This is a genomic window from Streptomyces sp. SID12488 (assembly GCF_010548275.1).
Taxonomy (GTDB): domain Bacteria; phylum Actinomycetota; class Actinomycetes; order Streptomycetales; family Streptomycetaceae; genus Streptomyces.
Genome location: NZ_JAAGLT010000032.1, coordinates 22,800 through 47,625, shown reverse-complemented (window position 1 = coordinate 47,625; position 24,826 = coordinate 22,800). Strand labels below are relative to the sequence as shown.

Sequence of the window (24,826 nt, the reverse complement as noted above, 5' to 3'; positions counted from 1 at the left end):
GATGACCTCCCTGACGTACGACCTCACCCTCGCGGGTCTCTCGGTCGGCAGCGCGGCGGCGCTCACCGGGATCGGTCTGATCGTCACCTACCGCGCGACCGGCGTGCTGAACCTCGCGCACGGCGCGATCGCGATGGTGTGCGCGTACGCGCTGCGGCAGTGCACGGTCGAGTGGGGCTGGCCGCTGTGGCTGGGCGCGCTGGTGACGCTGCTCGTGCTTGCCCCGGCCATCGGCATCGCCCTGGAGCGGTTCGTGTTCCGGCCGCTCGCGGTCCTGGGCGGCGAGCCGGCGCGGACCCTGGTCGCGTCGATCGGCGTGTTCGTACTGCTGGTGGGCGGGGCCGCGCTGGTGTGGGGGCCGGGGGCACGCGCGGACGCGCCGGAGCTGGTGTCGGCGGATCCGTGGGGGCAGCTCGCGGTGGCGCTGGTGCTGGCGGCTGCCGTGGGCGCGGTCACACGGTGGATGCGGTTCGGGCGGGAGCTGCGCGCGGTGGTCGACGACCGGCGGTTGGCGGTGCTGAACGGCATCGACGCGGACCGGGTGGCCGCGGCGGGCTGGGCGTTCGGCTCGTTCACCGCGGGCCTGACCGGCGTACTACTGGCCCCGTACGTCCGGCTGGACCCGTACGGCATGCCGCTGCTGGTGATGGAGGTGGTCGCCGTCGCCGTGGCGGCCCGGATGCGCAGCCTCCCGGTGGCGGTACTGGTCGCCCTGGGGCTCGGAGTCGCCCAGAGCCAGCTGACCCGGCTGCACCCGGCGGGCTGGGCACAGCCGTTGCTCCAGGCCGTCGGCAGCAACCTCTTCGTGGTCGCGCTGCTCGTCGCGGCCCTGGTGCTGCCCCGGATCGGCACGCGCGACGCGCTGCCACGCACCGTGACGGCCCGCGTGCCGACCCCGCCGGGCGCGTGGATCGTGGCGGGGGTGCTGTTCCTGCTCCCGCTGGGCTTCGCGGGCCCTGACCTGCATACGGCGGTCCAGGTGCCGGCGCTTGGCGTGGTGCTGCTGTCCTTGGTGGTGGTGACCGGCCGGGGCGGCCAGATCTCGCTGGGCCAGGCGGCGTACGCGGGTCTGGGCGCCCTGTTCACCGCCCTGCTGGCCGCGGGACGCTTCCCGGGCCTGCCCCGCCGCCTGCCGGAACTGGCCGCGCTGGCGTTGGCGGTGCTCCTGGTGGCTCCCCTGGGCCTGCTGACGGGCTGGCCGGCGATCCGGCGCCACGGTCTGGCACTGGCGCTGGCCACGTTCGCGGTGGGCGTCGGGGTGAGCCGCTTCGTCCTCGCGCAGCCGTACGCCATCGCGGGCCTGACCGTGAACCGTCCGGCGGGCTTCGAGGGCGACCGCGCCTACTACGTCCTGGAACTGGCTCTGCTCGCAGGCGCGCTGCTGGCGACACGGTTCCTGCGCACGGGCCGCACGGGCCGGGCCCTGGCCGCGATGCGGGACCACGAGCCGGGCGCGTCGGCGGCGGGAGTGCGGGTCCCGTCCCTGAAACTGCTGGCCTTCGTCACGGGCGCCGCCCTGGCCGCCCTCGGCGGCGCCCTGCTCACCATGGGCCTGCGCGCCTTCGACCCCGGCGCGTTCGACCCCGTACGCGGGCTGCTGTGGTTCGCCGCGGTCGTGGTCCTGGGCGCCGACAGCACCCTGGGCGCGCTGGCCGCCGCGGCACTGCTGGTGGGGCTGGACGCGGGGGCACGGGGTGGGATGGCGGCGGCCCTGATCGGCGTTCTGGCGGCTCTGGTGGGCCGCTTCCCGGGCGGCCCGTACGAGGCCCTGCGGGCGGCGACGGAACGCCTGCGAGCGGGGCGGATGGCGCGGCTGACACCCCTGGGAGTCGCTGTACGGGGGCGGCTGTGGAGCGAGGACGCACGACCGGTCCCAAAGCCGCCGCCTCCCCCACCACTGCGCCGGACCGCCCCTCCCAGGGGCTCGCCCTCCCCTGCCCCGCTCCTGCGCGCGCGGGGCCTTCACGTCCGTTACAGCGGTTTCACGGCGCTCGACGGGGTGGATCTCGACGTCCGGCCGGGGCGGGTCACCGCGGTCGTCGGGCCCAACGGGGCAGGCAAGAGCACCCTGTTCCACTGTCTCGCCGGAACCGTGCGTCCCGCGCGCGGGGAGGTGCATTTCGGAGCGCGGGACATCACACGGCTCGCCGCCCATGCCCGTACCCGGCTCGGTGTCGCGCGGACCTTCCAGCAGCTGGCCGTCTTCCCGTCGCTGACCGTCGCCGAGAACGTCCGCGTGGGCGCCGAACAGGGCTGTGTATCCGATGTATCCGATCCGTCGGCGGTGGAACGGGCGTTGCGGCTCTTCGGGCTCGACGGAGCGGTACGGGCGCTGCCCGCGGCCGGCCTGCCGACGGGCACCCTGCGCCGCGTCGAACTGGCCCGCGCACTCGCCGGCAGCCCGCGCGTCCTGCTCCTCGACGAACCCGCCGCCGGACTCGACACCGCGGAAGTCGGCGCGTTGGCCCGGGTGTTGCGCGCCCTCGCCGCCGACGGCACCGCCCTGCTGGTCGTCGAGCACGACCTCGACCTGGTCGCCGACCTGGCCGACGAGGTGCACGTCCTCACGGCGGGCCGGATCGTCGCGTCCGGACCGCCCGGCGAGATCCTCGCCGCCCTGGAAGCGACGGTGGGCCGATGACCCTCTCCCTGCGGCACGCGCGCGTGCGGTACGGCCCGCTGGAGGCCCTGCACGGCGTCTCCCTCGACGCCCCCGGTCCGGGCATCACCGTCCTGCTGGGCCGCAACGGCTCCGGCCGTACGACCGTCCTGCGCGCCCTCGCCGGAGCGGTACCGCTGTCCGGGGGCGCTGTGGTGTGGGACGGGGCCGACGTGACCCGTATGCCGGCGTACGAGCGGGCCCGGCGTGGTCTGCGCCTGGTGCCGGAAAGACAGGCCGTGTTCGGGTCGCTGACCGTCCGGGAGAACCTGGAACTGGGGCCGGGCGATCCCGTCCCCGCGCTCGACGCCTATCCGCAGCTGGGGCCCCTGCTGTCGCGCCGCGCGGGCACCCTCTCCGGCGGTGAGCAGCGCATGCTCGCGCTCTCCCGCGTCATGTCGGCACGTGCACGCGTGGTGCTCGTCGACGAACCCGCGCAGGGCATGTCACCGGCGGTCGCGGCGCGCACGTACGAACTGCTGAGCGCGCTGGACGCCTGCGTGATCGTCGCCGAGCAGCGGTTGCCGCCCGTCCTGCACGGCCGCCGGGCCCTCGTGTACGAACTCCGGCGTGGCACCGTCGTGTTCAGCGGGGAGGCCGCCGAACTGGCCGGCCCCTCCGGATGACCGGCGGCAGGACCGCCGCGTGGGACGCCGGTGCCCCACCCGGTCCGAGGAGCGGGTGGGGCACCGTGCCCGAAGCAGGGGGAGCGGCTCAGAAGTCGAGCCTCTGTCCAGGCACGATCAGGTCGGGACTGTCGCCGATGACAGCCTTGTTGGCGGCGTAGAGGTGCTGCCAGGTGGTCGTGTACCGGGCGGCGATGCCGCTCAGGGTGTCGCCCGCGCGGACGGTGTAGTCGCCGCGGGACGAGCTGCGACCGACGTGGGCCGTCGAACGCTCCGGTGCCTTCGACGGAGCCTCGGACGCGGCGGAACCACCGGAACCGCTCGCCTTCCCGGTCGACTGCCCGTTGGACGGCTTGACCGACTTCTTCGTCGGCTTGGTGGACTTGGTGGTGGCCGAACCGGAGCCCGAGTCGGAGCCCGAGACCGCGGGAGCGCTCCCGCCGGCGCCGGCGCGCGCCGAACAGGTCGGCCAGGCACCCCAGCCCTGGGAGCCCTGGACCTTGGTGGCGACGGCGATCTGCTGGGACCTGCTTGCCCCGTCGGCGGTGGCCGCGTAGGCCGTGCCGCCGTAGGCGCGCCAGGTGCCGGCGGAGAACTGGAGTCCTCCGTAGTAGCCGTTGCCGGTGTTGATGTGCCAGTTTCCGCCGCTCTCGCACTGGGCGATGCGGTCCCACACCCCGCTGTCCGCTGCCGCGGCGTTGCCGGTCGCGGCCAGCAGGCCGAGCGGAGCGAGCAGTGCCGCTCCGGCGAGGACCGCCGTCTTGCGCGTCCTGCGGGTGTAACTATCGGCACATTCGGACATGTAGATCCCTCTCCACAGACCCGGGCTCCCCCTGACCGGGGCGCGTCGGCCGCGCAGTGAACGCGGTCGGCACGCCTCCGCCCCGTCCGTCGGCGGTGGTGCTGCGCGGTGTCTGGTTCTGCGCTGCCGACGGACGTACCCAAGCGGTGCTAGGTGCACTCGGCGGAGGAATCTATGGACCCTGACGGGGTGATATCAACCAACTCCCTGTTGTCCCAGGCCAGTTCATAGTTACCGTGGGTATCGGCGAATTCCGGCCACCCACTTAATTCGCGCATTTCCTGATTTATCAACCAGCTACTCGGACAAACTGTGAGTCAGTTCACCAAACCAACTTCCGTAACCTGCCCGTTACTTGACATGGAGTGCCCGATTCCGCACCCAACGTGACCGTGCGCGCAGGTTGGTTCGATTACGTTCGCCGTGCAGCGTGACCCCTGACACAGATCGCCGTTGTCCTCTTCATGAGCCCGGACTGTCCGGGCTCACCGGCCGGGGGCGACCCGGCCTCGCCACGCACCGCATCCCGAGGGAGCCACCCGTGCCGCGCATGCTCGATGTCAGCGACGAGGTCCGCGCCGAGATCGGCGACGAAGAAGCCGACCGCCTGCTCGCCGGCGACAACGCCCCGGGCAGTTACGACTGCACGTCCTGCCGCACGCCGGGCGACTCCGCCCAGGAGCGCACCAGCACCGTCCTCTTCATCGGGGACGAGACCGCCGTCCTCGCCTTCGCCCACGCGGGCTGCCTGCCGTCGCAGGTCGTCCAGGTCACCGAGGAGCAGCTCCAGGGCGCGGTCCGCTCCATCAACGCCGACGAGGAGGCCCCGATGGCCGCACCCGAGCAGGCCGTACTGGGCGTCACCAGCGGACTGATCCTGATCGAGGGCGAGTTGCACCCCGCCCTGGTCGTCGAACCGACCGCCCCGATCGTCCGCCCCGGCGCGACCGGCGCCGGCGACGACTTCCTGCCGCTCCTCATCGAGCAGGGCTTCATGCCGCTGACCGAGCTCACGGAGGTGCCGCCCGTGCTGCACGGCTGGTCGGTGCTGCTCGCGGCGGGCCAGCTGCACGCCGTACTCCAGCCGGGCCCGAACGGCGGCTCCGCGGTGGCCTGGTGGCAGGCACACCAGCCCCTCCAGGTCACCGAGAGCTGGCGCGCCGCCGCCAACAAGCACCAGCAGGTGCTGATGTTCGCGGCGCCGGTCGGCTCCATCGGCCGCCAGCCCCGCGAGGACCTGCTGCGGGACGCGCTGGACAAGGCGGCGGGCATCGGCAAGCTGGTCGCCAGCGCTCTGCCTCTGGCGGGGACGTGAGCGCTGTAGACCGGGAGTGGTTCGGCACGGTGGCGACTTCCGGTTGAGTGTGGCTGGTCGCGCAGTTCCCCGCGCCCCTTCGGGGGCGCTTCGCGCGCCCCGCATTGTCCGGGCGTCGGCCGCATCCGATGCGCGGTGGGGTCGTTTGGACGTACGTGCACACCTATGACGTCCCCCGCCGCCAGTCCTATCAGCCGATCCCGTCCGCGCGGTCGACCCAGGACTATCCCAGTGGCCCATCGGCCACGCCGATCTACGACTCGCTCTACGCCGAGTACGGCAAGTCCTTCCGCTCGCTGCCGGGCGACCGCAGCGGCGAGGACGAGCTGGACTTCTCGGCCTTCGGGGCCAGCCCGAACGGCCTCACCCCGTACGGCGGCTCGTACGGCTCGGGCACGGGCTCGTACAGCGCCTACAGCGCGGGGGCGCTCAGCGCGCGCAACGGCGGTCAGGGCAGCCAGGGCGGCGGGCAGCAGTCCGTGTGGCAGCGGGTCGGTCAACTCGACGCGCAGCAGGGGCAGACGGCGACCCCGACCGCCGTATGGCCGACGGGCGGACGCCAGCAGCACTACACCGGGATGACACACATCCCGGCAGCCCTCCCACCGGGCCCCCGCCGGGGCGTGTGACCACGGCACCTGCACGTGACTGAGGGCGGCTCCCATCCGGGGCCGCCCTCAGTCACGTACGAGACGTACGACTGCTGCTTCTGCTACTTCTTCCTGCCGCGCTTCTCGCGCACCCGCACCGAGATGTGGATCGGCGTGCCCTCGAAGCTGAACTCCTCGCGCAGGCGGCGCTCGATGAACCGGCGGTAGCCCGCCTCGATGAAGCCGGAGGCGAAGAGCACGAACCGCGGCGGCATGGTGCCCGCCTGGGTGCCGAACAGGATGCGCGGCTGCTTGCCGCCCCGGACCGGGTGCGGGTGGGCGGCGACCAGTTCGCCGAGGAAGGCGTTCAACCGGCCCGTCGGGACCCGGGTCTCCCAGCCCGCGAGGGCGGCCTCGATCGCCGGGACCAGCTTCTCCATGTGCCGGCCGGTGCGCGCCGAGACGTTGACGCGGGGCGCCCACGCGACCTGGGCGAGCTCGGTCTCGATCTCCCGCTCCAGGTAGTAGCGGCGCTCCTCGTCGAGCGTGTCCCACTTGTTGAACGCGAGGACGATCGCTCGGCCCGCGTCGACGGCCATGGTGACGATCCGCTGGTCCTGGATGGAGATGTTCTCGGAGCCGTCGATCAGGATGACCGCGACCTCGGCCTTCTCCACGGCGGCGGCCGTGCGCAGCGAGGCGTAGTAGTCGGCGCCCTGCTGGAGGTGGACGCGCTTGCGGATGCCCGCCGTGTCGATGAACTTCCAGGTGACGCCGCCGAGTTCGATGAGCTCGTCGACCGGGTCACGGGTGGTGCCCGCGACCTCGTTGACGACGACGCGCTCCTGGCCCGCCACCTTGTTCAGCAGCGAGGACTTGCCGACGTTCGGGCGCCCGATGAGGGCGATACGGCGCGGGCCGCCGACCCCGACGCCGAAGGTCTGCGCGGGCGCCTCGGGCAGCGCCTCCAGGACGGCGTCCAGCATGTCGCCGGTGCCGCGGCCGTGGAGCGAGGAGACGGGGTGCGGCTCGCCGAGTCCGAGGGCCCACAGGGACGTGGCGTCGGCCTCGCCGCTCAGCCCGTCGACCTTGTTGGCGCACAGGACGACGGGCTTGCCGGCCTTGCGCAGCAGCCGGACGACCGCCTCGTCGGTGTCGGTCGCGCCGACCTTGGCGTCGACGACGAAGACGACCGCGTCGGCCGCCTCGATCGCGTACTCGGCCTGCGCGGCCACGGAGGCGTCGATACCGAGGACGTCCTGCTCCCAGCCGCCGGTGTCGACGATCTTGAAGCGCCGTCCGGCCCATTCGGCCTCGTAGGTGACGCGGTCGCGGGTGACGCCGGGCTTGTCCTCGACGACGGCCTCGCGGCGCCCGATGATGCGGTTGACGAGCGTCGACTTGCCGACGTTCGGCCGCCCCACGACCGCCAGGACGGGCAGCGGCCCGTGCCCCGCCTCGTCGAGTGCGCCCTCGATCTCCTCGGCGTCGAAGCCCTCCACCGCGGCGAGCTCCATGAACTCCGCGTACTCGGCATCGCCAAGCTCTCCGTGCTCGTACTCTCCCGAGCTCTCGGAGGGAATGTGGTCGTTCATGAAGTCCGTACCTCGTTCATCGTGGTGATCGGTGGAACCACCCCGTATCGGGTGATCCACTACTGAAACCGCTCAAGTACTCAAGTGTCGCTCAGCGCTCAGCGGGGCGCCCGGCGTTTTCCTGCCGGCCGGTGAGCCGTCTGGCGTTCTCCAGGTGCGCGGTGAGCTGCTTCTGAATGCGTACGGTCGCCTCGTCCAGCGCCGCACGCGTACGCCGCCCCGTGCCGTCCCCCGCCTCGAACGGGTCACCGAAGACCACGTCGACGCGGCTGCGCAGCGGAGGCAGCCCCTTTATCAACCGTCCGCGCCGGTCGGTACTTCCCAGGACGGCCACCGGAACCACCTTCGCACCGCTGCGAACGGCGAAGTAGGCGAGCCCAGAACGCAGCGAGGCGAAGTCGCCGTCGCCGCGGCTGCCCTCGGGGAAGATCCCGAGGACCCCGCCCCTGGCCAGCACACCCAGGGCCTGGGTGATCGCCTTGCGGTCGGCGGTCGAGCGGTCCACCTCCAGCTGTCCGGTGGCGCGCATGAAGGTGGCGAGCGGGCCGATCCACGCCTCCTTCTTGACCAGGAAGTGCGATCCCCGGGGCGCGACGCCGATGACCATCGGGCCGTCGATGTTGTGCGAGTGGTTGACGGCGAGGATCACCGGACCGGTCGCCGGGACCTTCCAGGCGCCCAGGACGCGCGGCTTCCACAGCCCGTACATCAGGCCGACGCCGATGCGCCGCCCGACCTCGGCACTTCGCAGCGACGGAACGTTCGACGGGTCGCTCACTTCGCGTCCCGCTTCTCCTCGACGAGGGTGACGACGCACTCGATGACCTGCTGCAGGGTCAGCTCGGAGGTGTCGACCTCCACCGCGTCGTCCGCCTTGGCGAGCGGCGAGGTCTTACGGCTGGAGTCGGCCGCGTCCCTCTTCAGCAGCGCCTCACGGGTGGCGTTGACGTCGGCCCCCTTCAGCTCACCGCTGCGGCGGGCGGCACGCGCCTCCGGGGAGGCGGTGAGGAAGATCTTCAGGTCGGCGTCGGGCAGCACGGTCGCCCCGATGTCCCGTCCCTCGACGACGATCCCCTTCTCGGCGGACGCGGCGATGGAACGCTGCAACTCGGTGATCTGGGCACGCACCTCCGGAACGGCGCTCACCGCGCTGACCTTGGAGGTGACCTCCTGGGTGCGGATCGGGCCGCCGACGTCGGTGCCGTCCACGGTGATCGTCGGGTTCCCCGGGTCCGTACCGGAGACGATCTCGGCCTTGCCGACCACGTCGGCGATCGCGGAAGGGTCCGTGATGTCGATCCCGTTGGTCACCATCCACCAGGTGATCGCCCGGTACTGGGCCCCGGTGTCCAGGTAGCTCAGCCCGAGCTGCGCGGCAACGGCCTTCGACGTGCTCGACTTGCCTGTGCCGGAGGGCCCGTCAATGGCGACAATCACTGCGGCGCGATCCACTGTGGAGGCACCTTCCTGGTCCGGGGTGGTGGGGTGGGGCCGGTTGGTGCCCCGGACAAGGTTACTGGGTGCGAGTCACTCGTCCGGCCGCACACGTACTCAGCCCGTCCGGCGTTTGAGGACGAGGCCCCTTCAGGGCCGAAGCGGGGGTCTGGGGGCGCAGTCCCCAGCAAGGCCGGCACCAACACCGCTCACTACTGCCGGATCGCCCACCCTCGCTCCCGCAGCGAAGCCGAAAGCACAGGCGCGGCCTTCGGCTCCACCATCAACTGCACAAGCCCCGCCTGCTGCCCCGTGGCGTGCTCGATACGCACATCCTCGATATTGACCCCCGCCCGCCCCGCGTCGGCGAAGATCCGGGCCAGCTGCCCGGGCTGGTCGTCGATGAGAACGGCCACGACCTCGTACACCAGCGGAGCGGACCCGTGCTTGCCGGGCACCCGGACCTGCCCGGCGTTCCCGCGCCGCAGGACGTCCTCGACCCCGGAGATTCCCTCGCGGCGCTTCGCCTCGTCTGAGGACTGGAGGGACCGCAGCGCCTGGACCGTCTCACCCAGGTCGGCGGCGACGTCCGTGAGGAGATCGGCGACCGGACCGGGGTTGGCGGAGAGGATGTCGATCCACATGCCGGGATCGGAGGCTGCGATCCGGGTCACGTCCCGGATGCCCTGCCCACACAGCCGTACGGCCGCCTCCTCCGCGTTCTCCAGCCGCGCGGCGACCATGCTGGAGACCAGGTGGGGCATGTGGGAGACGAGGGCCACGGCACGGTCGTGGGCATCCGCGTCCATGACGACGGGAACCGCACGGCAGTGCGAGACCAGTTCGAGGGCGAGGTTCAGGACCTCGGTGTCGGTGTCGCGGGTCGGCGTCAGCACCCAGGGCCGGCCCTCGAAGAGGTCGCCGGTCGCGGCCAGCGGACCGGACTTCTCGCGGCCGGACATGGGGTGCGAGCCGATGTACGACGCCAGGTCGAGGCCCAGCGCCTCCAACTCGCGGCGCGGGCCACCCTTGACGCTGGCCACGTCGAGGTAGCCCCGTGCGACACCCCGGCGCATCGCGTCGGCGAGGGCGCCGGCCACGTGTGCGGGCGGCGCGGCGATGATCGCGAGGTCGACCGGCCCCTGAGGCGCCTCGTCCGTACCGGCGCCCAGCGCGGACGCCGTACGGGCCTGCTCGGGGTCGTGGTCGGCGAGGTGGACGACGACGCCGCGCGAGACGAGGGCGAGCGCGGCGGACGTACCGATGAGGCCCGTGCCGATGACGAGTGCGGTTCTCACTGGGCGATGTCCTTGCGCAGGGCCCCCGCGGCACCGAGATAGACGTGCGCGACGTCGGCGCGGGGCAGGTCCGACTCGATGTGCGCGAGGATCCGGACCACCCGTGGCATCGCGCCCTCGATGTCCAGCTCCTGGGCACAGATCAGCGGTACGTCGACGATGCCGAGCTTGCGGGCCGCGGCGGCCGGGAAGTCGCTGTGCAGGTCGGGGGTGGCCGTGAACCAGACGCTGATCAGGTCGTCCGCGGTGAGGCTGTTGCGCTCCAGGACCGCGGTGAGCAGCTCGCTGACCCGCTCGTCCATGTGCCCGGCCTCGTCCCGGTCCAGTTGGACGGCGCCCCGGACCGCTCGTACCGCCACGGTGATGCTCCTCGCTGATGTGCGTATGCGGAGCTGATCCATGTGTTCGGATCCACGGATCGGCTCCTGGTCCATCCAGCCTAGTCAGCCGGTGCGGAAGGGACGCGCGGCGCCCGCACGCTGAGACGCGTCGCGCGGCTCGCACCGGGCTCTGCCAATGTCACCCGATTCGCCCCAATCCGCGAGTTGGAGTGCGAACACGCCCGTGCGCTCTGGACGCGGGGGCGCGGGTCCGCTCTGATAGCAGGAAACTCGCCTCGGGGGAGGCCCGATGAAACGCACCGGACCGCTTTTCACACTGCTCGCGGGACTGTTGTTGGCCCTGTTCATGCTGTCGCTCAATGCGACGACCGGGACGAAACCGGCGGCCACGTCCCAGGCCGACTCACCCGCCGACAAGGTGTCGCCGGCGCCCTCCGCCACGAAGGCGTCTCCATCGCCTTCCCCACCCGCGACCCCGTCCCCGTCGCCCACCAGGACTCCCGCGCCGAACTCCGACTACGCGGGCCGTACGGACGACGACTCGTCCGCGGTGTCGGTCTCGCTGCGCGACGGCAGGGCGATCGCGTACTTCTGCGACGGGCGTGACAAGGAGTCGTGGCTGAAGGGCGATGTCGGGGCCGACGGTTCCATGAAGCTCACCGGCGACGGCGGCTCCGTACTGAACGGCACCCTCAAGGGCAAGAGCATCCGCGGCACGGTCGACATCGAGGGCGGGCACTACGCCTTCACCGCGGACAAGGCGGTCAAGCCGTCCGGGCTCTACCGGGCGACCGCGACCGTACGGAACGCCAAGGTCGACGGCGGCTGGATCGTGCTGTCGACCGGGGAGCAGGTCGGCATCCTCACGCGCGACGGCAAGCCCTCCCCCGCGCCCCGGATCGACCCGGAGACCGGCGCGGTCACGATCGACGGCCAGCGGCTGACGGCCCGCCCGGTCACCCCCTGACACCCCACTCCTTACTCCTTGCAGGGAGCCGAAAATGACCGTGGACCCGAACGCCGCCACCCAGAGTTTCCCTCCGCGTCCGCCGGCCCCCAGCGGCCCGAGCGCCGCCCGCTACCTCGTCCCGGCGCTCGTCGCCGCCGCCGTCGCGGTGGGCCTGGGGGTGTACGGCAAGGTCCACGACCCGGAGGGCACCGCCTTCAACCTGGCCGGGTTCAGCAGCACGAGCGCGGTGAAGTCCTGGCTCGCGACGACGGCGTTCGGCTTCGCGCTCGTCCAGGTCGTGTCGGCGCTGATGGTGTACGGGAAACTGCCGGGCCCGAGCTGGTCGGCGACCCTGCACCGCTGGTCGGGGCGGATCGCGTTCCTGGTGGCGGTTCCGGTGGCGGTGCACTGTCTGTACGCGTTCGGATATCAAACATACGATTCACGTGTGATGTGGCACTCCCTCCTGGGTTGCTTCTTCTTCGGTGTTTTCAGTGCGAAGATGCTGCTGCTTCGCTGGGACCGGCTGCCCGGCTGGCTGCTGCCGGTCGTCGGCGGACTGGTCTTCACCGCCCTGACGATCCTCTGGCTCACCTCCGCCCTCTGGTTCTTCCGCAACTTCGGAGTGACGACATGACGCAAGGCCCGACGCGACGCACGGTCATCCTCGCGACGGGCGCGGCGGCGCTCACAGCGGGATGCAGCGAGTACGGCGGCGAATCCGCGTCCTCGTCCGACTCCGCCGGCTCCCCCGGACAGGAGCTGGCCACGACGGCCGACATCCCGGTCGGCGGCGGGAAGATCTTCAAGGACGAGCAGGTCGTGGTGACGCAGCCCAAGGAGGGCGAGTTCAAGGCCTTCACGTCGATCTGCACGCACCAGCAGTGCCCCGTGGCCAACGTCACGGGCGGCACCATCAACTGCACCTGCCACGGCAGCAAGTTCAACATCACGGACGGTTCGGTGGCCAACCCCCCGGCGACACAGCCGCTGGCCGCGAAGAAGATCACGGTGGCGGGAAATTCGATCCGCCTGGCGTGAGGTTCCCACGTACGCTCCCGGAATGCGCCCGCATTCCGACCCCGAAGGCCCCGAGAGCCGCGAGGGCTCCGACGGCTCCGAAAGCCCCGAGACCCTGGTACGCGACCACACGGTCTACGCCTGTGTGATGGGTTCGCGCGCCTTCGGCCTGGCGACGGACGGCAGCGACACGGACCGGCGCGGGGTGTTCCTCGCGCCCACTCCCCTGTTCTGGAGGTTCCAGAAGCCGCCCACGCATGTGGAGGGCCCGGCGGAGGAGCAGTTCAGCTGGGAGCTGGAACGCTTCTGCGCACTGGCTCTGCGGGCCAACCCGAACATCCTGGAGTGCCTCCACTCCCCCCTCGTGGAGTACGCCGACGACACGGGCCACGAACTCCTCGCCCTGCGCGGGGCGTTCCTCTCCCGCCGGACGCACGAGACGTTCGCACGCTACGCACTGGGCCAGCACAAGAAGCTGGAGGCGGACGTCCGCGTCCACGGCGCCCCGCGCTGGAAGCACGCGATGCACATGCTGCGCCTCCTGACGAGCTGCCGCGATCTGCTGCGCACGGGCACTCTGACGATCGACGTCGGTGACGAACGCGGCCCGCTGCTGGCGGTGAAGCGGGGCGAGGTGCCGTGGCCGGAGGTCGAGTCCCGGATGAACCGCCTCGCGGCGGAGGCCGAGACCGCGTCCCACCGCAGCCCGCTCCCCGAGGAACCGGACCACCGGCGCGTCGAGGACTTCCTCGTCCGCACCCGGCGCGCCTCAGCCTGCCAGCCGGACCCGTACGACGAAGTCGTGCAGGGCGTCGTGGGCGGCGGGGGCGTCCGGCAGCGTTGAGGCGGCCTGCGCCTCGTCCAGCACCCGGTGCAGTCCCTCCACATCGCCCGCCACGCGCGCGTGGTCGACGCCGGCCGGCCCGTGCTCCCGCTCCGCCTTGGCCGCGACCAGCTCCGGCAGATACGCGGGGGCCTCGCCGATCTCCTCGACGAGGGTGGGCAGATGAGCCTGCACCTCACCGGCGCGCATCAGCTGAATGCCGGTGAGCAGCGCACGGAACGTGTAGAGCAGCGGCTTGAGTTCACCGCTCTTCTCGAAGAACCGCCACTGTGTGACCGCGAAGCCCCGGTAGTGGTGGGCATGGTGACCGGTGAGAACTCCGGGGGCGAGCGCGGCGAGCTCCCGGTGCGCGTCGGACGTGTGCACCACCAGCGGGGACAGCAACTGCTCCAGCACATAGCCGTTGCGGCGCAGCATCAGCCGTACGAACTTGCGCAGGTCGTGGGTGACGAGGTCCAGCTCGACGCCGTCCCGCACCCACATCCGCGACCGGGTCTCCGCCGGCTCCCGGAGCCCGACCAGGTCGGCGGTCGGCAGCAGATGGACACCCCGGAGGTCCACGTCCGAGTCGCGGGACGGGAAGCCGTAGAGGTGGGCGCCCGAGACGGTGGCGAAGAGCACGGGGTCGGGCTGCTCGGCGACCACCGACGTCAGGTCGAGATCCGGGAGGTCGGCCAGGCCCAGCGCGTCGTTCATCCGTCAAGCGTCCCAGAGCGCGCCCAGGGTCTGCAGGTCACCCCCGTACTCGATGCGGTCCGCCCAGCGGGTCGGCCAGGCGTCGGTGCCGTGGTGGGCGCCGGCGAAGGCTCCGGTCAGGCAGGCGATCGAGTCCGAGTCGCCGGAGGTGCAGGCGGCGCGTCGCAGGGCCGTGAGGGGCTCGTCGGGGAAGAGCAGGAAGCACAGCAGGCCGGTCGCCAGGGCCTCCTCGGCCGTCCAGCCGGCGCCGGTGGCGAGGCAGGGGTCGTCCTCGGGTGAGGCGGTGCGGACAGCGAACTGGAGCCGGTCCAGGATCGCCAGGCACTCGTCCCAGCCGCGGGCGATGAAGTGCTCGGGGCTCGGATCGTGGCTGTGCGTCCACAGGTCGCCCAGCCAGCGGTGGTAGTAGCGGCTACGGCTCTCGTGCGCGTGCGTACGGAGCAGGGTCACCAGTTCGGCCGGGCCGGCGCCGTGGGCGAGCAGCCGTACGGCGTAGGCGGTGAGGTCGGACGCGGCCAGCGCCGTCGGGTGTCCGTGGGTGAGCGCGGCCTGCAACTGGGCTGCGCCCGCGCGCTGTTCGTCGCTCAGAGCCGCGACCAGGCCGAGGGGCGCCACGCGCATGTTGGCTCCGCAGCCCTTGGAACCGATCTGGCTGGCCTCCTGCCAGGGCAGCCGTTCGTTCTCCAGCAGTTCGCAGGCGACCAGGCAGGTGCGGCCGGGCGCCCGGTTGTTGTCCGGCGACCGGAACCACTTCACGAACTCCTCGCGCACCGGCCGCTCCATCCCGGCCGGGGCGAGCAGCCCCCGGTCCATCGCCGCGCGCAGACCGTGCGCGAGCGCCAGCGTCATCTGGGTGTCGTCGGTGACGATCGCGGGGGTGGGCAGCTCCATCCGCCGCCAGGGGCCGTACGCGGCGAGGATCGACGGGATGTCCTTGAACTCGGTCGGGAAGCCCAGGGCGTCGCCGAGCGCGAGCCCGATCAACGCCCCACTAGCGGCGCGCTTCCTGACGGTCGTGGTGGTCATGCGGGGCGTCCTTCCGGTGACGAGGGGGACTGTGACGAAGGGGAGGAGGGGGACGGGGAGGAGGGAGAAGAGGACGACGGGGGCGAGGCGCGCGACACCGACGTGGTCGGGCGCAGCAGCGGCGGGTGCAGGGTGTCCGCGGTGCCCGCGCGGTACAGCGCGGCGGGCTTGCCCCGGCCGCCGGTCAGACGTGCGCCGCCCGGTACGGGTTCGACGAAGCCGGGGGTGGCGAGCACCTTGCGGCGGAAGTTGGGCGGGTCGAGCGCGGTGCCCCAGACGGTCTCGTAGACCTGCCGCAGCTCACCGAGGGTGAACTCGGGCGGGCAGAAGGCGGTCGCGATGCAGGAGTACTCCAGCTTGGCGCCGACCCGGTCGTGGGCGTCGGCCAGGATGCGGTCGTGGTCGAAGGCGAGCGGCCCGAGGGCGTTGTACCGCAGCCACTGGGCCTGCGCCGCGTCCCCGCCGCCGTGCGGTTCGGGCGCGTGCGGCAACAGCGCGGCGAAGGCCACGGACACGACGCGCATCCTCGGGTCGCGGTCGGGTTCGCTGTAGGTGCGCAGTTGCTCCAGGCGCAGCCCGGACACGTCCGACAGGCCGGTCTCCTCGGCGAGTTCACGCCGGGCCGCCGTCTCCGCGGACTCGTCGGGCAGGACGAAGCCTCCGGGCAGTGCCCAGCGGCCGGCGTAGGGCTCGTGACCGCGCTCGACGAGCAGCACGTGCAGCGCGCCCGCGCGGAGGGTCAGGACGGCCAGATCGACGGTGACGCCGAAAGGTTCGAAGGCGTGTTTGTCGTACCCCTCGGGGGCCCGGCCCCGCGCCGTTCCGTTCACAGGTGCGGTCATGCCCGCCCGCCCCCTTCGCGGTCGCTCTTTATGGTCACCATGACCAATAGTCATACCGACTATAAAGAGCCCGAGCGGACCGCACAACCCTTCTTGACGACTCCCATACGGCAGAAGCCCCTCAGTGGCCCCTCAAGCGCCCGGGAGGACCGTGAGGCCGGGAGGGGTGCCCAATGCCCTCCCGGGCGACCAGGAGTGCTTCGGCGGCCTTCCTGGCCATACGAAAACGGCCGACCCCGGAAAGCTCCGGGATCGGCCGCAGACACAAGCACTCGGGCGCAAGCAGTCGACGCCGGCCACGAGCCCTCCGCGCGTCTACAGATCGACTTCCTGCATCAGCATGCCGACCTCGGTGTTGGACAGGCGGCGCAGCCAGCCCGACTTCTGGTCGCCCAGGGTGATCGGACCGAAGGAGACGCGCACCAGCTTGTCGACCGGGAAGCCGGCCTCAGCGAGCATGCGGCGCACGATGTGCTTACGGCCCTCGTGAAGGGTGACCTCCACGAGGTAGTTCTTGCCGGTCTGCTCGACCACCCGGAAGTGGTCCGCACGCGCGTACCCGTCCTCCAGCTGGATGCCCTCCTTGAGCTGCTTGCCCAGATCGCGCGGGATCGGGCCCACGATGTGCGCGAGGTAGACCTTCTTCACGCCGTACTTGGGGTGGGTCAGCCGGTGCGCCAGCTCACCGTGGTTGGTGAGCAGGATGACGCCCTCGGTCTCGGTGTCGAGCCTGCCGACGTGGAAGAGCCGCGTCTCGCGGTTCGTCACGTAGTCGCCGAGGCACTGCCGGCCCTCGTTGTCCTCCATCGTCGAGACGACGCCCGCGGGCTTGTTCAGCGAGAAGAACTGGTACGACTGCGTGGCCACCGTCAGCCCGTCGACCTTGATCTCGTCGTGCTCGGGGTCGACACGCAGCCCCTGCTCCAGCACGATCTCGCCGTTGACCTCCACGCGCGCGTGCTCGATCAGCTCCTCGCAGGTCCGCCGGGAACCGTAGCCCGCGCGCGCCAGGATCTTCTGGAGCCGCTCGCCCTCCTGCTCGGCACCCGGGAACGTCTTGGGCAGCTGGACGTCCTTCTTGTCGGCGTACCGCTCCCGGTTGCGCTCCTCGGCCCGCGCGTCGTACTCGCGAGAGGTCGCCGGGACCCAGCGCCCGCGTCCGGTGCTGTTGTGGCCCTGCCTGGGCCCGCCCTTGGCACCGCCACGCGCGGAGGCACCGCGCCCGGACTTCGGGCCGTCCGGAGTCGCGGCCGGCCCCACGTCGTAGCGGCGCTCCTCGGGACGCGGCTTACTGGGACGCCCCTGGGCCTTGTCCTGACCCTGCCCCTGAACTGGGCCTTGGCCGCGTCCCTGAGCCTGGCCCTGACCTGAGCCTTGGCCTCGCCCCTGAGCCGGACCGCGCCCCTGGCCCTGACCGCGCCCTTGGCCCTGGCCCTGGCCCCGCCGGTCGCCCCCGCCGTTGCCTGCGCCGCGGGAGTTACCGCGCCCGCCACCACTCTTGCCGCCACCGCTACCGCTGCCGCTACTGCTTCGCATCAAAATTCCGTCTGGTCGTCTGCGTCGTCTGCACCCGGAGCATCGGGAGCATCCGGATCGAACGACGGAACACCTTCCTGCGTCTCGGCCTCGATCGCGTCCGCCTCCGGAAGGAAGGGTGCGAGCTCCGGGAGTTCGTCCAGGCCTCGCAGGCCCATCCGCTCCAGGAAGTAGTTCGTCGTCCTGTACAGGATCGCACCTGTTTCGGGTTCCGTCCCCGCCTCCAGGACCAGACCGCGCTGCAACAGGGTCCGCATGACCCCGTCACAGTTGACTCCGCGGACCGCCGAGACCCGGCTGCGGCTGACCGGCTGCCGGTACGCGACGACCGCCAGCGTCTCCAGCGCCGCCTGGGTGAGCCGGGCCTGCTGCCCGTCCAGGACGAAGCCCTCGACGGCCGCCGCGTACTCGGGCCGAGAGTAGAAACGCCAGCCGCCGGCGATGAGTCGCAGCTCGAAACCGCGCCTCTGGACGGTGTACTCGTCGGCCAGCGCGCGCAGGGCGTCCGCGATCTGCCGCCGGGGCCGCTGGAGGATCTTCGCGAGGTGTTCCTCGGTCGCGGGTTCGTCCACGACCATGAGGACGGCCTCCAGGGCGGGCCTGAGATCGAGATCGGCGACGGTCCGCAGTCCGGCCGGCACCTCGGTGGTCTCCTCGCTCACGCCTTCTTCTCCTCCTTCGCCGGCTCCGGCGGCCGGTCGAACTCGTCGGTGACCGTCGGCTCCCGGTCACCCTCCCCGCCCGTCCAGCACACCACCAGCTCCCCGAGAGCAGTCTCCTGGTCCAGGGTGACGGCCTTCTCGCGGTACAGCTCCAGCAGGGCCAGGAAGCGCGCCACGACGGTCAGCGTGTCATCGGTGTCCTCGACGAGGTCCTGGAAGGTGGCGTGGCCCAGCACCCGCAACCGGGCGACCATGATCTGGGCCTGCTCCTGCACGCTCACCAGGGGCGCGTGGATGTGGTCGACGTACACCTGCGGCCTCGGCCTGGGTTGCATCGCCTTCACGGCGAGCTTCGCGAACCCCTCCGCCCCGATGCTGATGACGACCTCGGGCAACAGTTCGGCGTGGTGGGGTTCCAGTCCGACGGTACGGGGATAGCGGCGGGCCTCGTCGTCGAGGCGGCGGCTGAAGATGTCGGCGACCTGTTTGTACGCGCGGTACTGGAGCAGCCGCGCGAACAGCAGGTCGCGGGCCTCCAGCAGAGCCAGGTCGGCCTCGTCCTCGACCTCGGCGGTGGGCAGCAGCCGCGCGGCCTTCAGGTCCAGCAGAGTGGCCGCGACGACCAGGAACTCGGTCGTCTGGTCGAGATCCCAGTCCGGACCCATCGCTCTGATGTGCGACATGAACTCGTCGGTCACCTTGGAGAGGGCGACCTCGGTGACGTCCAGCTTGTGCTTGGAGATCAGCTGGAGGAGGAGATCGAAGGGCCCCTCGAAGTTGGCGAGCCGGACCTTGAAGACCCCGTCATCGGGTTCGTCCGGCGCGGCGGGCTCGACAGGCCCGGCGGACGGTTCCGGCCCGGGTCCCGGTTCCATCGATGGAACCGGGGCCTCCGGTACTTCTGCTACTTCTGCCGCCTCTTCGACCGAGGATTCAGCCGAAGGTCCGACCGAGGATCCGGCCGAAACCGGCGGTGCGCCCCCCGGACCCCGCCCCAGCACACGCCGACGACCGGCGGAGCCGGGGGCAGGGGCGTCGTTCGAGGTCATGGCCCTCGCAGGCTACCGCTAGCGCCCGCGCAACCGTCGTACGAGGATGCTCGCGTCGCCACGGGACTCGAGATCCGCGAGCACCACCGCGACCGCCTCGCGCACGATCCGCCCGCGGTCGACCGCGAGGCCGTGCTCGCCCCGCAGCACCAGACGCGCGTGCTCCAGGTCCATCAGCTCCTCGGCGGAGACGTACACCGTGATCTTCTCGTCGTGCCGCTCGCGCCCGCTGGGCCGCCGCGAGGGGGCCCTTCCACGCTTGCGGGACGCCGAGACCGACTGCGGCGACGGCCCCTGCTGCCCGGAGGCAGAACCTTCCTGCTCGCCCTGGCGGCGCATCGGACGCTCCGCGACGGCCCCCCGGCTGCGCGACTCACCGGCGCCGGACTGGTCCGCGCCGGTGGCGACATGTTCGTCGCCGTCGCCGTCGCCGCCCTGGACGGGCACCGAGTGCGGCGCGTCCTCAGCGGCGGCCCCGTCCCTCTCCCCTGCGGGAGCCGGCACCCGGGCCTCACCGTTGGCCTGTCGCCTGGGGCTGGACGACTGGAGCGCCATGCCCCCGGTGGTGCGGAACAGTTCGTCGGCCCCCGGCAGACTCACTCGGCGTGACACCGGGCGAGCACCTCCCTGGCGAGCTGGCGATAGGCGGCGGCACCGACGGAGTTCGAGGCGTACGTGGTGATCGGCTCGCCGGCGACCGTGGTCTCCGGGAAGCGGACCGTGCGCCCGATCACCGTGTGGTAGACGTGCTCGTCGAAGGCCTCGACGACACGTGCGAGCACCTCACGGCTGTGCACCGTGCGCGAGTCGTACATCGTGGCGAGGATCCCGTCGAGCTCCAGCTCCGGGTTCAGCCGCTCCTGGACCTTCTCGATGGTCTCCGTCAGCAGCGCGACACCGCGCAGCGCGAAGAACTCGCACTCCAGAGGCACTATCACCCTGTGAGCCGCCGTCAGGGCGTTCACGGTGAGCAGGCCGAGCGAGGGCTGACAGTCGATCACGATGTAGTCGTAGTCGGCCATCAGCGGCTTCAGGGCGCGCTGGAGCGTCGACTCGCGCGCGACCTCCGACACCAGCTGCACCTCGGCCGCGGAGAGGTCGATGTTGCTCGGCAGCAGGTCCATGTTCGGGACCGCCGTCTTGAGCAGGACCTCGTCCGCGGACATCCCCCGCTCCATGAGCAGGTTGTAGACCGTCAGGTCGAGTTCCATCGGGTTCACACCGAGGCCCACGGAGAGGGCGCCCTGCGGGTCGAAGTCGACCAGCAGGACCCTGCGTCCGTACTCCGCGAGAGCCGCACCCAGGTTGATGGTCGACGTCGTCTTGCCGACGCCGCCCTTCTGGTTGCACATCGCGACGATCGTCGCGGGCCCGTGACTGGTCAGCGGACCCGGGATCGGGAAGTACGGCAGCGGGCGTCCGGTGGGGCCGATGCGCTCGCGGCGCTGACGGGCCGCGTCGGGCGCGAGCGTGGCCGCGTACTCCGGATCGGGCTCGTACTCGGCGTCGGGGTCGTAGAAGTGCCCGTCGGGCAGTTCGTCGTAGTCGGCGAAGTGGTTGTGGACCCCGCCACTACCGTCGCCGGCCATGGCGTTCACGTGATGGCCATCCATGCTCATGTGTCCTGGCTGGGTCACCCCGGACATCTGGTGACCCTGATGGGCTGCGAAGGTGCGGACAGCGACGGAGCCGACCGCCGCGAGCCCTACGGGGCCCGATTGCCGCGCCGGCATTCCTGGTTGACCACCCCCGGGAGTAAATGTCGACTCATTCACAAGTCGTCTTACCTCCTTGGTGACCAGGAAACTTCTCGATAGGTCAGCGTGGCACCATGCCGACGGTTGGCGACTCTATGGCGTGTCGGCCGTTCGCAGCAACACAATCCGCCGGACCCGGCCCGATGTGTCGGCAATGAAACATCCCTCTGTCAAGGGCGTACGGCCGTCGCACGGCAGGGTTCACCGGTGCGCGAATCGGTTGAAGCGTTACGTTCGAGGCGAGTTGAACGAGCTTCGCAAAGTGACCATACACACATCCGGCCGGACCCTGTCGGCCAAGGTCCGGCGGGGTGCGGGGTGTTGACGATCCCTGTTGACGTATCGCCTTTTACCCGCTGATGACTTGGTCGTTTAGTCGACCGGGAGCACCTACGAAGGGGCCGGGAAGGTCAGCCGAGCAGCGAGTCCAACTCGGCGTGCTCCAGCCCGTGCGCCTCCGCGACCTCGCGGTAGACGACCTTGCCGTCATGAGTGTTGAGCCCCTTGGCGAGCGCGGGATCGCGGCGCAGCGCGGCCACCCAGCCGCGGTCGGCGAGTTCCACGATGTACGGCAGCGTGGCGTTGGTGAGCGCGTAGGTCGAGGTGTTGGGCACCGCGCCGGGCATGTTGGCGACGCAGTAGAAGACCGATCCGTGGACCGGGAAGGTCGGTTCGGCGTGGGTCGTGGGACGCGAGTCCTCGAAGCAGCCACCCTGGTCGATCGCGATGTCGACGAGAACGCTCCCCGGCTTCATCCGCGACACCAGCTCGTTGGTGACCAGCTTCGGGGCCTTGGCACCGGGGATGAGCACCGCGCCGATGACGAGGTCGGCGTCCAGGACGGCCTTCTCCAGCTCGAAGGAGTTGGACATGATCGCCCGGACCTTGGTGCCGAAGACCTTGTCGGCCTCGCGCAGCTTGTTGATGTCGCGGTCGAGCAACGTGACATGGAAGCCCATGCCGACGGCGATCTGCGTGGCGTTCCAGCCGGAGACGCCGCCGCCGATGACGACGGCCCGCGCGGGCTGCGTGCCGGGGACGCCGCCGGGGAGCACGCCACGCCCGCCGACCGAGCGCATCAGGTGGTACGCGCCGACCTGCGGGGCCAGCCGGCCGGCGACCTCCGACATCGGGGCGAGCAGCGGCAGGGCGCGACCGGGCAGCTCGACGGTCTCGTAGGCGATCGCCGTGGTGCCGGACCCGACGAGCGCGTCGGTGCACTCCTTGGACGCGGCCAGGTGCAGGTAGGTGAAGAGCGTCTGGTCCTTGCGGAGCCGGTGGTACTCCTCGGCGATGGGCTCCTTGACCTTCAGCAGCAGGTCGGCACTGGCCCACACCTCGTCGGCCGTCGGAAGGATGTGCGCGCCGGCGGCCACGAACTCGTCGTCCGTGATCGAGGAGCCGACGCCGGCGTTCCGCTCGATGACGACCTGGTGGCCGTGGCGCACCAGTTCGTGCACGCCGGCGGGGGTGATGGCGACGCGGAACTCGTTGTTCTTGACCTCGCGGGGGATGCCGACCTTCACGTCGATCACGGTCCTTGGCTCAGAGGGTGCGGGGGCATAGCAATACATACCCGGACGTGCGTGGGCACACCAGGAGACCGCAGGAGAAGGCGCGGTAGAGCCAGTCTAATGAAGGCGTTCTCGGTGTCTAGCCTTTCAAAGCATCAATCTTCGACTGATGTACTACGGATTTCGTAGGCGTTAGCGTCGTGTTCCAGGTCAGGATCACCTTCGGGGGCGTCCGGCTCACTCTCCTGGGGGTCCGGCTCCTCGCTCAGCAGCCGCTCGGCGGCGGCCCGGTGCAGCCTGGCCGCCACCGGATCGCCGAGGTGTTCCAACGTGTCGGCCGACCGGAGCTGGAGCGCCGCCTGCAGCCGTACGTCGTCGGCGCGGCGCGCCCACTCCAGCGCCTCCTGGCAGGTACCCAGCGACTCCTCGGGCCGTCCCGCGTACTCCTGGACCCGCGCCACCTCGCTCAACGCCCGTGCGTGCGCGGCCACATCGCCGTTCTTGCGGTGACCGGCCACCGCGGCCCGCCAGTTGCGCAGCGCCTCGCCGTAGCGGCCCGCATAGGTGTGCGCGGTGGCGATACGGCCGTACAGCCGGGCGGCGTCCTCGCGCTCGTCGCGCGCCAGGCGCTGGGCGAGCGCACGCCCGTACCAGTCGGCGGCGCGGTCGTAGTCCCCGAGCTCCTGGTGCGCGCCCCCTACGGATTCCATCGCGCGCCCGGTCGCATACGGGTCGTTCGCCTCGCGACCGGCGTCCAGAGCGGCCCGGTAGCGGGCCAGCGCGTCGTTCGTACGGCCGGTCTGCGCGTCCAGGTCGGCGAGGTTCAGCAGGGCGGCGGCCCGCTCGCGGGGCAGTTCGCGGCGCTCGGCGACATCGAGGACGAGGCGGTGGACGCCGTACAGGTCGGGCGCGGCGGCCTGGGTGCCGACGTGCGCGACCATCGCCTTGACCAGGGCGGACATCAGGCGCCGGGCCAGTGTGTCCAGCTCCCCGTCGGCCACCGCGAGGCGGGCCGCGGCGAGCAGGGCGGGCCGGCGGATCTCCAGCCAGTCCGCCGCCGCCCTCGGGTTCGGGAAGCGCAGCGAGCTGGGCGTGCCGAGCAGCTTCTCGCGGGCCAGCGGGCTGTCGGTCTCGGTGATCGCCCGGCAGGACACCAGCAGCCGTACCGTCCGCTCCAGCATCCGGGCCCGGGCCAACTGGAGCTCGGCCGGGCGGTCCTGGGACTCCGCGAGAGGGCGCAGGAGGGGCAGCAGGCAGCCTGGGACCTCGTACTGCGGCAGCGGCGACTCCACGGCCGTCAGGAGGCTCAGGGCGACGAAGTCGTCCAGGGTGGCGCGGGCGCCGCCGACAGAGCAGCCGGCCAGCGCCGAGGCCGTCTGCGGGTCGACCAGGCCGCCGGGGGCCAGTGCGAGCAGTCGCAGTATCCGGGCGGCCGGGGTAGGCAGTGAGGCGTACACGAGGCGGAAGACGCGGCTCAGGGCGGTGCCCTCGTCGCCCTCTGCGTGCAGTTGCTTGGCGAGGTCGGAGACGGCCGCCTGGGGCCGGGCCGCGAGCCAGCCGCCGGCCAGCATCAGCGCGGCCGGCTGCCCCTGGCACACCTCGGCGAGCCCCTCGGCGGAGCGCGGGTCCACGGTGACGCGCACCGACCCGGTGAAGCCTTCGAGCAGTTCCACGGCCGACTTGGTGTCGAGGCCGCCCAGCGTGCACGGGCGGACGTCGGAGATCCCGGTCAGCGGGCCCCCGGAGACGGCGACGGCCAGACAGTCGGGGTTGTCCGGCAGCAGCGCGTCGACCTGCTCGGCGTCGGCCGCGTCGTCGAGCAGGAGCAGCATCCGCCGGTCGGCCAGCGCGTCGCGCAGCGCCTCGGACAGCTCGTCCTCGTCGGCGCCGGGCGGGGTGGGCAGTTCCAGGGCGGTCAGCAGCTCGCGAGCGGTCCGTTCGGTCGGCACGCGCGTGCCGTCGGGTTCGGCGAGCCGGGCGCGCAGCACACCGTCCGGGTAACTGTCCGCGACCTGCCGGGCCAGCTCCTCGGCGAGCGCGGTGCGGCCCGAGCCGGGCTTGCCGGCGATGAGCAGCACGCGCGCGCGGGGTGCTTTCCGGCCCGCGAGAGTGTCGAGTCCGGCGCGCTCGATGTCGGCGCGCAGTTCCTTCAACTCTCTTGTCCTACCGAGAAACTGACTGTCCGTTGGAACGGGCGGCCGATCGTTTCCGGACAGCTTCGCGCCGTCTGTGTCCACCGCCTGATCCGCCACGGGCCACACTCCCGTCCAC

At 71.4% G+C, this 24,826-nt stretch carries 24 protein-coding genes; 8 read left to right on the top strand and 16 right to left on the bottom strand.

Annotated elements, in window-relative coordinates; translation table 11 throughout:
- Position 1 precedes the first annotated feature (1 nt).
- A complete protein-coding gene (locus tag G3I56_RS34930) occupies positions 2–2,641 on the top strand; it encodes an ATP-binding cassette domain-containing protein (RefSeq protein ID WP_164416152.1) in 2,640 nt (879 codons plus the stop codon).
- The gene (locus G3I56_RS34925) at positions 2,638–3,285 is read left to right on the top strand and encodes an ATP-binding cassette domain-containing protein (protein ID WP_164416150.1); all 648 of its coding nucleotides are present in this window, start codon (positions 2,638–2,640) and stop codon (positions 3,283–3,285) included. The genes G3I56_RS34930 and G3I56_RS34925 overlap by 4 nt, the downstream gene beginning before the upstream one ends.
- An 88-nt stretch (positions 3,286–3,373) precedes the next feature.
- On the opposite strand, the gene G3I56_RS34920 is transcribed toward G3I56_RS34925, so the two are convergent.
- Complete coding sequence (locus tag G3I56_RS34920; protein ID WP_164416148.1) at positions 3,374–4,087, bottom strand: transglycosylase family protein; 714 nt, start codon at positions 4,085–4,087, stop codon at positions 3,374–3,376.
- 541 nt (positions 4,088–4,628) lie between these two features.
- Here G3I56_RS34920 and G3I56_RS34915 point away from each other — a divergent pair.
- Positions 4,629–5,402 (top strand): hypothetical protein, encoded by a 774-nt coding sequence (locus G3I56_RS34915; RefSeq protein ID WP_164416146.1) that lies wholly within the window; start codon positions 4,629–4,631, stop codon positions 5,400–5,402.
- A gap of 155 nt (positions 5,403–5,557) precedes the next feature.
- The gene (locus tag G3I56_RS34910; RefSeq protein WP_164416144.1) at positions 5,558–6,031 is read left to right on the top strand and encodes a hypothetical protein; all 474 of its coding nucleotides are present in this window, start codon (positions 5,558–5,560) and stop codon (positions 6,029–6,031) included.
- Between the two features lie 83 nt (positions 6,032–6,114).
- Here the strand turns inward: G3I56_RS34910 and der are convergent, their stop codons facing one another.
- The 5 genes from der to aroH form a co-directional block, all read right to left on the bottom strand.
- A complete protein-coding gene (gene der / locus G3I56_RS34905) occupies positions 6,115–7,587 on the bottom strand; it encodes a ribosome biogenesis GTPase Der (protein WP_164416142.1) in 1,473 nt (490 codons plus the stop codon).
- A 91-nt stretch (positions 7,588–7,678) separates the two neighbouring features.
- Entirely contained in the window at positions 7,679–8,404 is a 726-nt protein-coding gene (locus G3I56_RS34900; RefSeq protein WP_343240142.1) for a lysophospholipid acyltransferase family protein, read from the bottom strand.
- A complete protein-coding gene (cmk, locus tag G3I56_RS34895) occupies positions 8,362–9,039 on the bottom strand; it encodes a (d)CMP kinase (protein WP_164416138.1) in 678 nt (225 codons plus the stop codon). Before cmk ends, G3I56_RS34900 begins: the two co-directional genes overlap by 43 nt.
- Positions 9,040–9,233: 194 nt before the next feature.
- Positions 9,234–10,319, bottom strand: coding sequence for a prephenate dehydrogenase (locus tag G3I56_RS34890; protein ID WP_164416136.1), 1,086 nt, complete (start codon positions 10,317–10,319; stop codon positions 9,234–9,236).
- Positions 10,316–10,678 (bottom strand): chorismate mutase, encoded by a 363-nt coding sequence (gene aroH, locus G3I56_RS34885; RefSeq protein WP_164317736.1) that lies wholly within the window; start codon positions 10,676–10,678, stop codon positions 10,316–10,318. The genes G3I56_RS34890 and aroH overlap by 4 nt, the downstream gene beginning before the upstream one ends.
- Positions 10,679–10,949: 271 nt before the next feature.
- Between aroH and G3I56_RS34880 the strand changes: the two genes are divergently transcribed.
- From G3I56_RS34880 to G3I56_RS34865, 4 genes are read left to right on the top strand one after another with little or no spacing between them, the layout of a single operon-like run.
- Entirely contained in the window at positions 10,950–11,627 is a 678-nt protein-coding gene (locus tag G3I56_RS34880; protein ID WP_164416134.1) for a hypothetical protein, read from the top strand.
- Between the two features lie 34 nt (positions 11,628–11,661).
- On the top strand, positions 11,662–12,246 hold the full coding sequence (locus G3I56_RS34875; RefSeq protein ID WP_164416132.1) for a DUF6529 family protein: 585 nt from the start codon (positions 11,662–11,664) through the stop codon (positions 12,244–12,246).
- Positions 12,243–12,650, top strand: a complete 408-nt coding sequence (locus G3I56_RS34870; protein ID WP_164416130.1) for a Rieske (2Fe-2S) protein — start codon at positions 12,243–12,245, stop codon at positions 12,648–12,650. The genes G3I56_RS34875 and G3I56_RS34870 overlap by 4 nt, the downstream gene beginning before the upstream one ends.
- A 22-nt stretch (positions 12,651–12,672) precedes the next feature.
- Positions 12,673–13,473: a nucleotidyltransferase domain-containing protein gene (locus G3I56_RS34865; protein WP_275406916.1), complete on the top strand. Its 801-nt coding sequence runs from the start codon at positions 12,673–12,675 to the stop codon at positions 13,471–13,473.
- On the opposite strand, the gene G3I56_RS34860 is transcribed toward G3I56_RS34865, so the two are convergent.
- The 10 genes from G3I56_RS34860 to G3I56_RS34815 form a co-directional block, all read right to left on the bottom strand.
- Positions 13,399–14,151 carry a nucleotidyltransferase domain-containing protein gene (locus tag G3I56_RS34860; protein WP_164416243.1) on the bottom strand — a complete coding sequence of 251 codons (753 nt, stop codon included), beginning with the start codon at positions 14,149–14,151 and terminating at the stop codon, positions 13,399–13,401. The two genes, G3I56_RS34865 and G3I56_RS34860, sit on opposite strands and share 75 nt — an antisense overlap.
- Positions 14,152–14,172: 21 nt before the next feature.
- Entirely contained in the window at positions 14,173–15,195 is a 1,023-nt protein-coding gene (locus tag G3I56_RS34855) for an ADP-ribosylglycohydrolase family protein (RefSeq protein ID WP_164416128.1), read from the bottom strand.
- Entirely contained in the window at positions 15,192–16,037 is an 846-nt protein-coding gene (locus tag G3I56_RS34850) for an NUDIX domain-containing protein (protein WP_164416126.1), read from the bottom strand. Before G3I56_RS34850 ends, G3I56_RS34855 begins: the two co-directional genes overlap by 4 nt.
- Before the next feature lie 315 nt (positions 16,038–16,352).
- On the bottom strand, positions 16,353–17,573 hold the full coding sequence (locus G3I56_RS34845) for a pseudouridine synthase (RefSeq protein ID WP_164416124.1): 1,221 nt from the start codon (positions 17,571–17,573) through the stop codon (positions 16,353–16,355).
- Complete coding sequence (gene scpB, locus G3I56_RS34840; RefSeq protein WP_164416122.1) at positions 17,573–18,235, bottom strand: SMC-Scp complex subunit ScpB; 663 nt, start codon at positions 18,233–18,235, stop codon at positions 17,573–17,575. The genes G3I56_RS34845 and scpB overlap by 1 nt, the downstream gene beginning before the upstream one ends.
- Positions 18,232–19,284 carry a segregation/condensation protein A gene (locus tag G3I56_RS34835; RefSeq protein WP_164416120.1) on the bottom strand — a complete coding sequence of 351 codons (1,053 nt, stop codon included), beginning with the start codon at positions 19,282–19,284 and terminating at the stop codon, positions 18,232–18,234. The genes scpB and G3I56_RS34835 overlap by 4 nt, the downstream gene beginning before the upstream one ends.
- A gap of 18 nt (positions 19,285–19,302) precedes the next feature.
- A complete protein-coding gene (locus G3I56_RS34830; protein ID WP_164416118.1) occupies positions 19,303–19,896 on the bottom strand; it encodes a hypothetical protein in 594 nt (197 codons plus the stop codon).
- Positions 19,881–21,017, bottom strand: coding sequence for a ParA family protein (locus G3I56_RS34825; protein ID WP_164416116.1), 1,137 nt, complete (start codon positions 21,015–21,017; stop codon positions 19,881–19,883). Before G3I56_RS34825 ends, G3I56_RS34830 begins: the two co-directional genes overlap by 16 nt.
- Positions 21,018–21,451: 434 nt before the next feature.
- Positions 21,452–22,567: an alanine dehydrogenase gene (gene ald / locus G3I56_RS34820; RefSeq protein WP_164416241.1), complete on the bottom strand. Its 1,116-nt coding sequence runs from the start codon at positions 22,565–22,567 to the stop codon at positions 21,452–21,454.
- A 143-nt stretch (positions 22,568–22,710) separates the two neighbouring features.
- Positions 22,711–24,807: a tetratricopeptide repeat protein gene (locus G3I56_RS34815; protein WP_164416114.1), complete on the bottom strand. Its 2,097-nt coding sequence runs from the start codon at positions 24,805–24,807 to the stop codon at positions 22,711–22,713.
- Between the last annotated feature and the right edge of the window lie 19 nt (positions 24,808–24,826).

What these genes read in the sequence shown, in the direction of transcription:
- G3I56_RS34930 (WP_164416152.1), top strand. Translation starts at nt 2, where the DNA reads ATGACCTCCCTGACGTACGACCTCACCCTCGCGGGTCTCTCGGTCGGC.
- G3I56_RS34925 (WP_164416150.1), top strand. Translation starts at nt 2,638, where the DNA reads ATGACCCTCTCCCTGCGGCACGCGCGCGTGCGGTACGGCCCGCTGGAG.
- G3I56_RS34920 (WP_164416148.1), bottom strand. Translation starts at nt 4,087, where the DNA reads ATGTCCGAATGTGCCGATAGTTACACCCGCAGGACGCGCAAGACGGCG.
- der (WP_164416142.1), bottom strand. Translation starts at nt 7,587, where the DNA reads ATGAACGACCACATTCCCTCCGAGAGCTCGGGAGAGTACGAGCACGGA.
- G3I56_RS34880 (WP_164416134.1), top strand. Translation starts at nt 10,950, where the DNA reads ATGAAACGCACCGGACCGCTTTTCACACTGCTCGCGGGACTGTTGTTG.
- G3I56_RS34875 (WP_164416132.1), top strand. Translation starts at nt 11,662, where the DNA reads ATGACCGTGGACCCGAACGCCGCCACCCAGAGTTTCCCTCCGCGTCCG.
- G3I56_RS34870 (WP_164416130.1), top strand. Translation starts at nt 12,243, where the DNA reads ATGACGCAAGGCCCGACGCGACGCACGGTCATCCTCGCGACGGGCGCG.
- G3I56_RS34865 (WP_275406916.1), top strand. Translation starts at nt 12,673, where the DNA reads ATGCGCCCGCATTCCGACCCCGAAGGCCCCGAGAGCCGCGAGGGCTCC.
- G3I56_RS34855 (WP_164416128.1), bottom strand. Translation starts at nt 15,195, where the DNA reads ATGACCACCACGACCGTCAGGAAGCGCGCCGCTAGTGGGGCGTTGATC.
- G3I56_RS34850 (WP_164416126.1), bottom strand. Translation starts at nt 16,037, where the DNA reads ATGACCGCACCTGTGAACGGAACGGCGCGGGGCCGGGCCCCCGAGGGG.
- G3I56_RS34845 (WP_164416124.1), bottom strand. Translation starts at nt 17,573, where the DNA reads ATGCGAAGCAGTAGCGGCAGCGGTAGCGGTGGCGGCAAGAGTGGTGGC.
- G3I56_RS34835 (WP_164416120.1), bottom strand. Translation starts at nt 19,284, where the DNA reads ATGACCTCGAACGACGCCCCTGCCCCCGGCTCCGCCGGTCGTCGGCGT.
- G3I56_RS34825 (WP_164416116.1), bottom strand. Translation starts at nt 21,017, where the DNA reads ATGCCGGCGCGGCAATCGGGCCCCGTAGGGCTCGCGGCGGTCGGCTCC.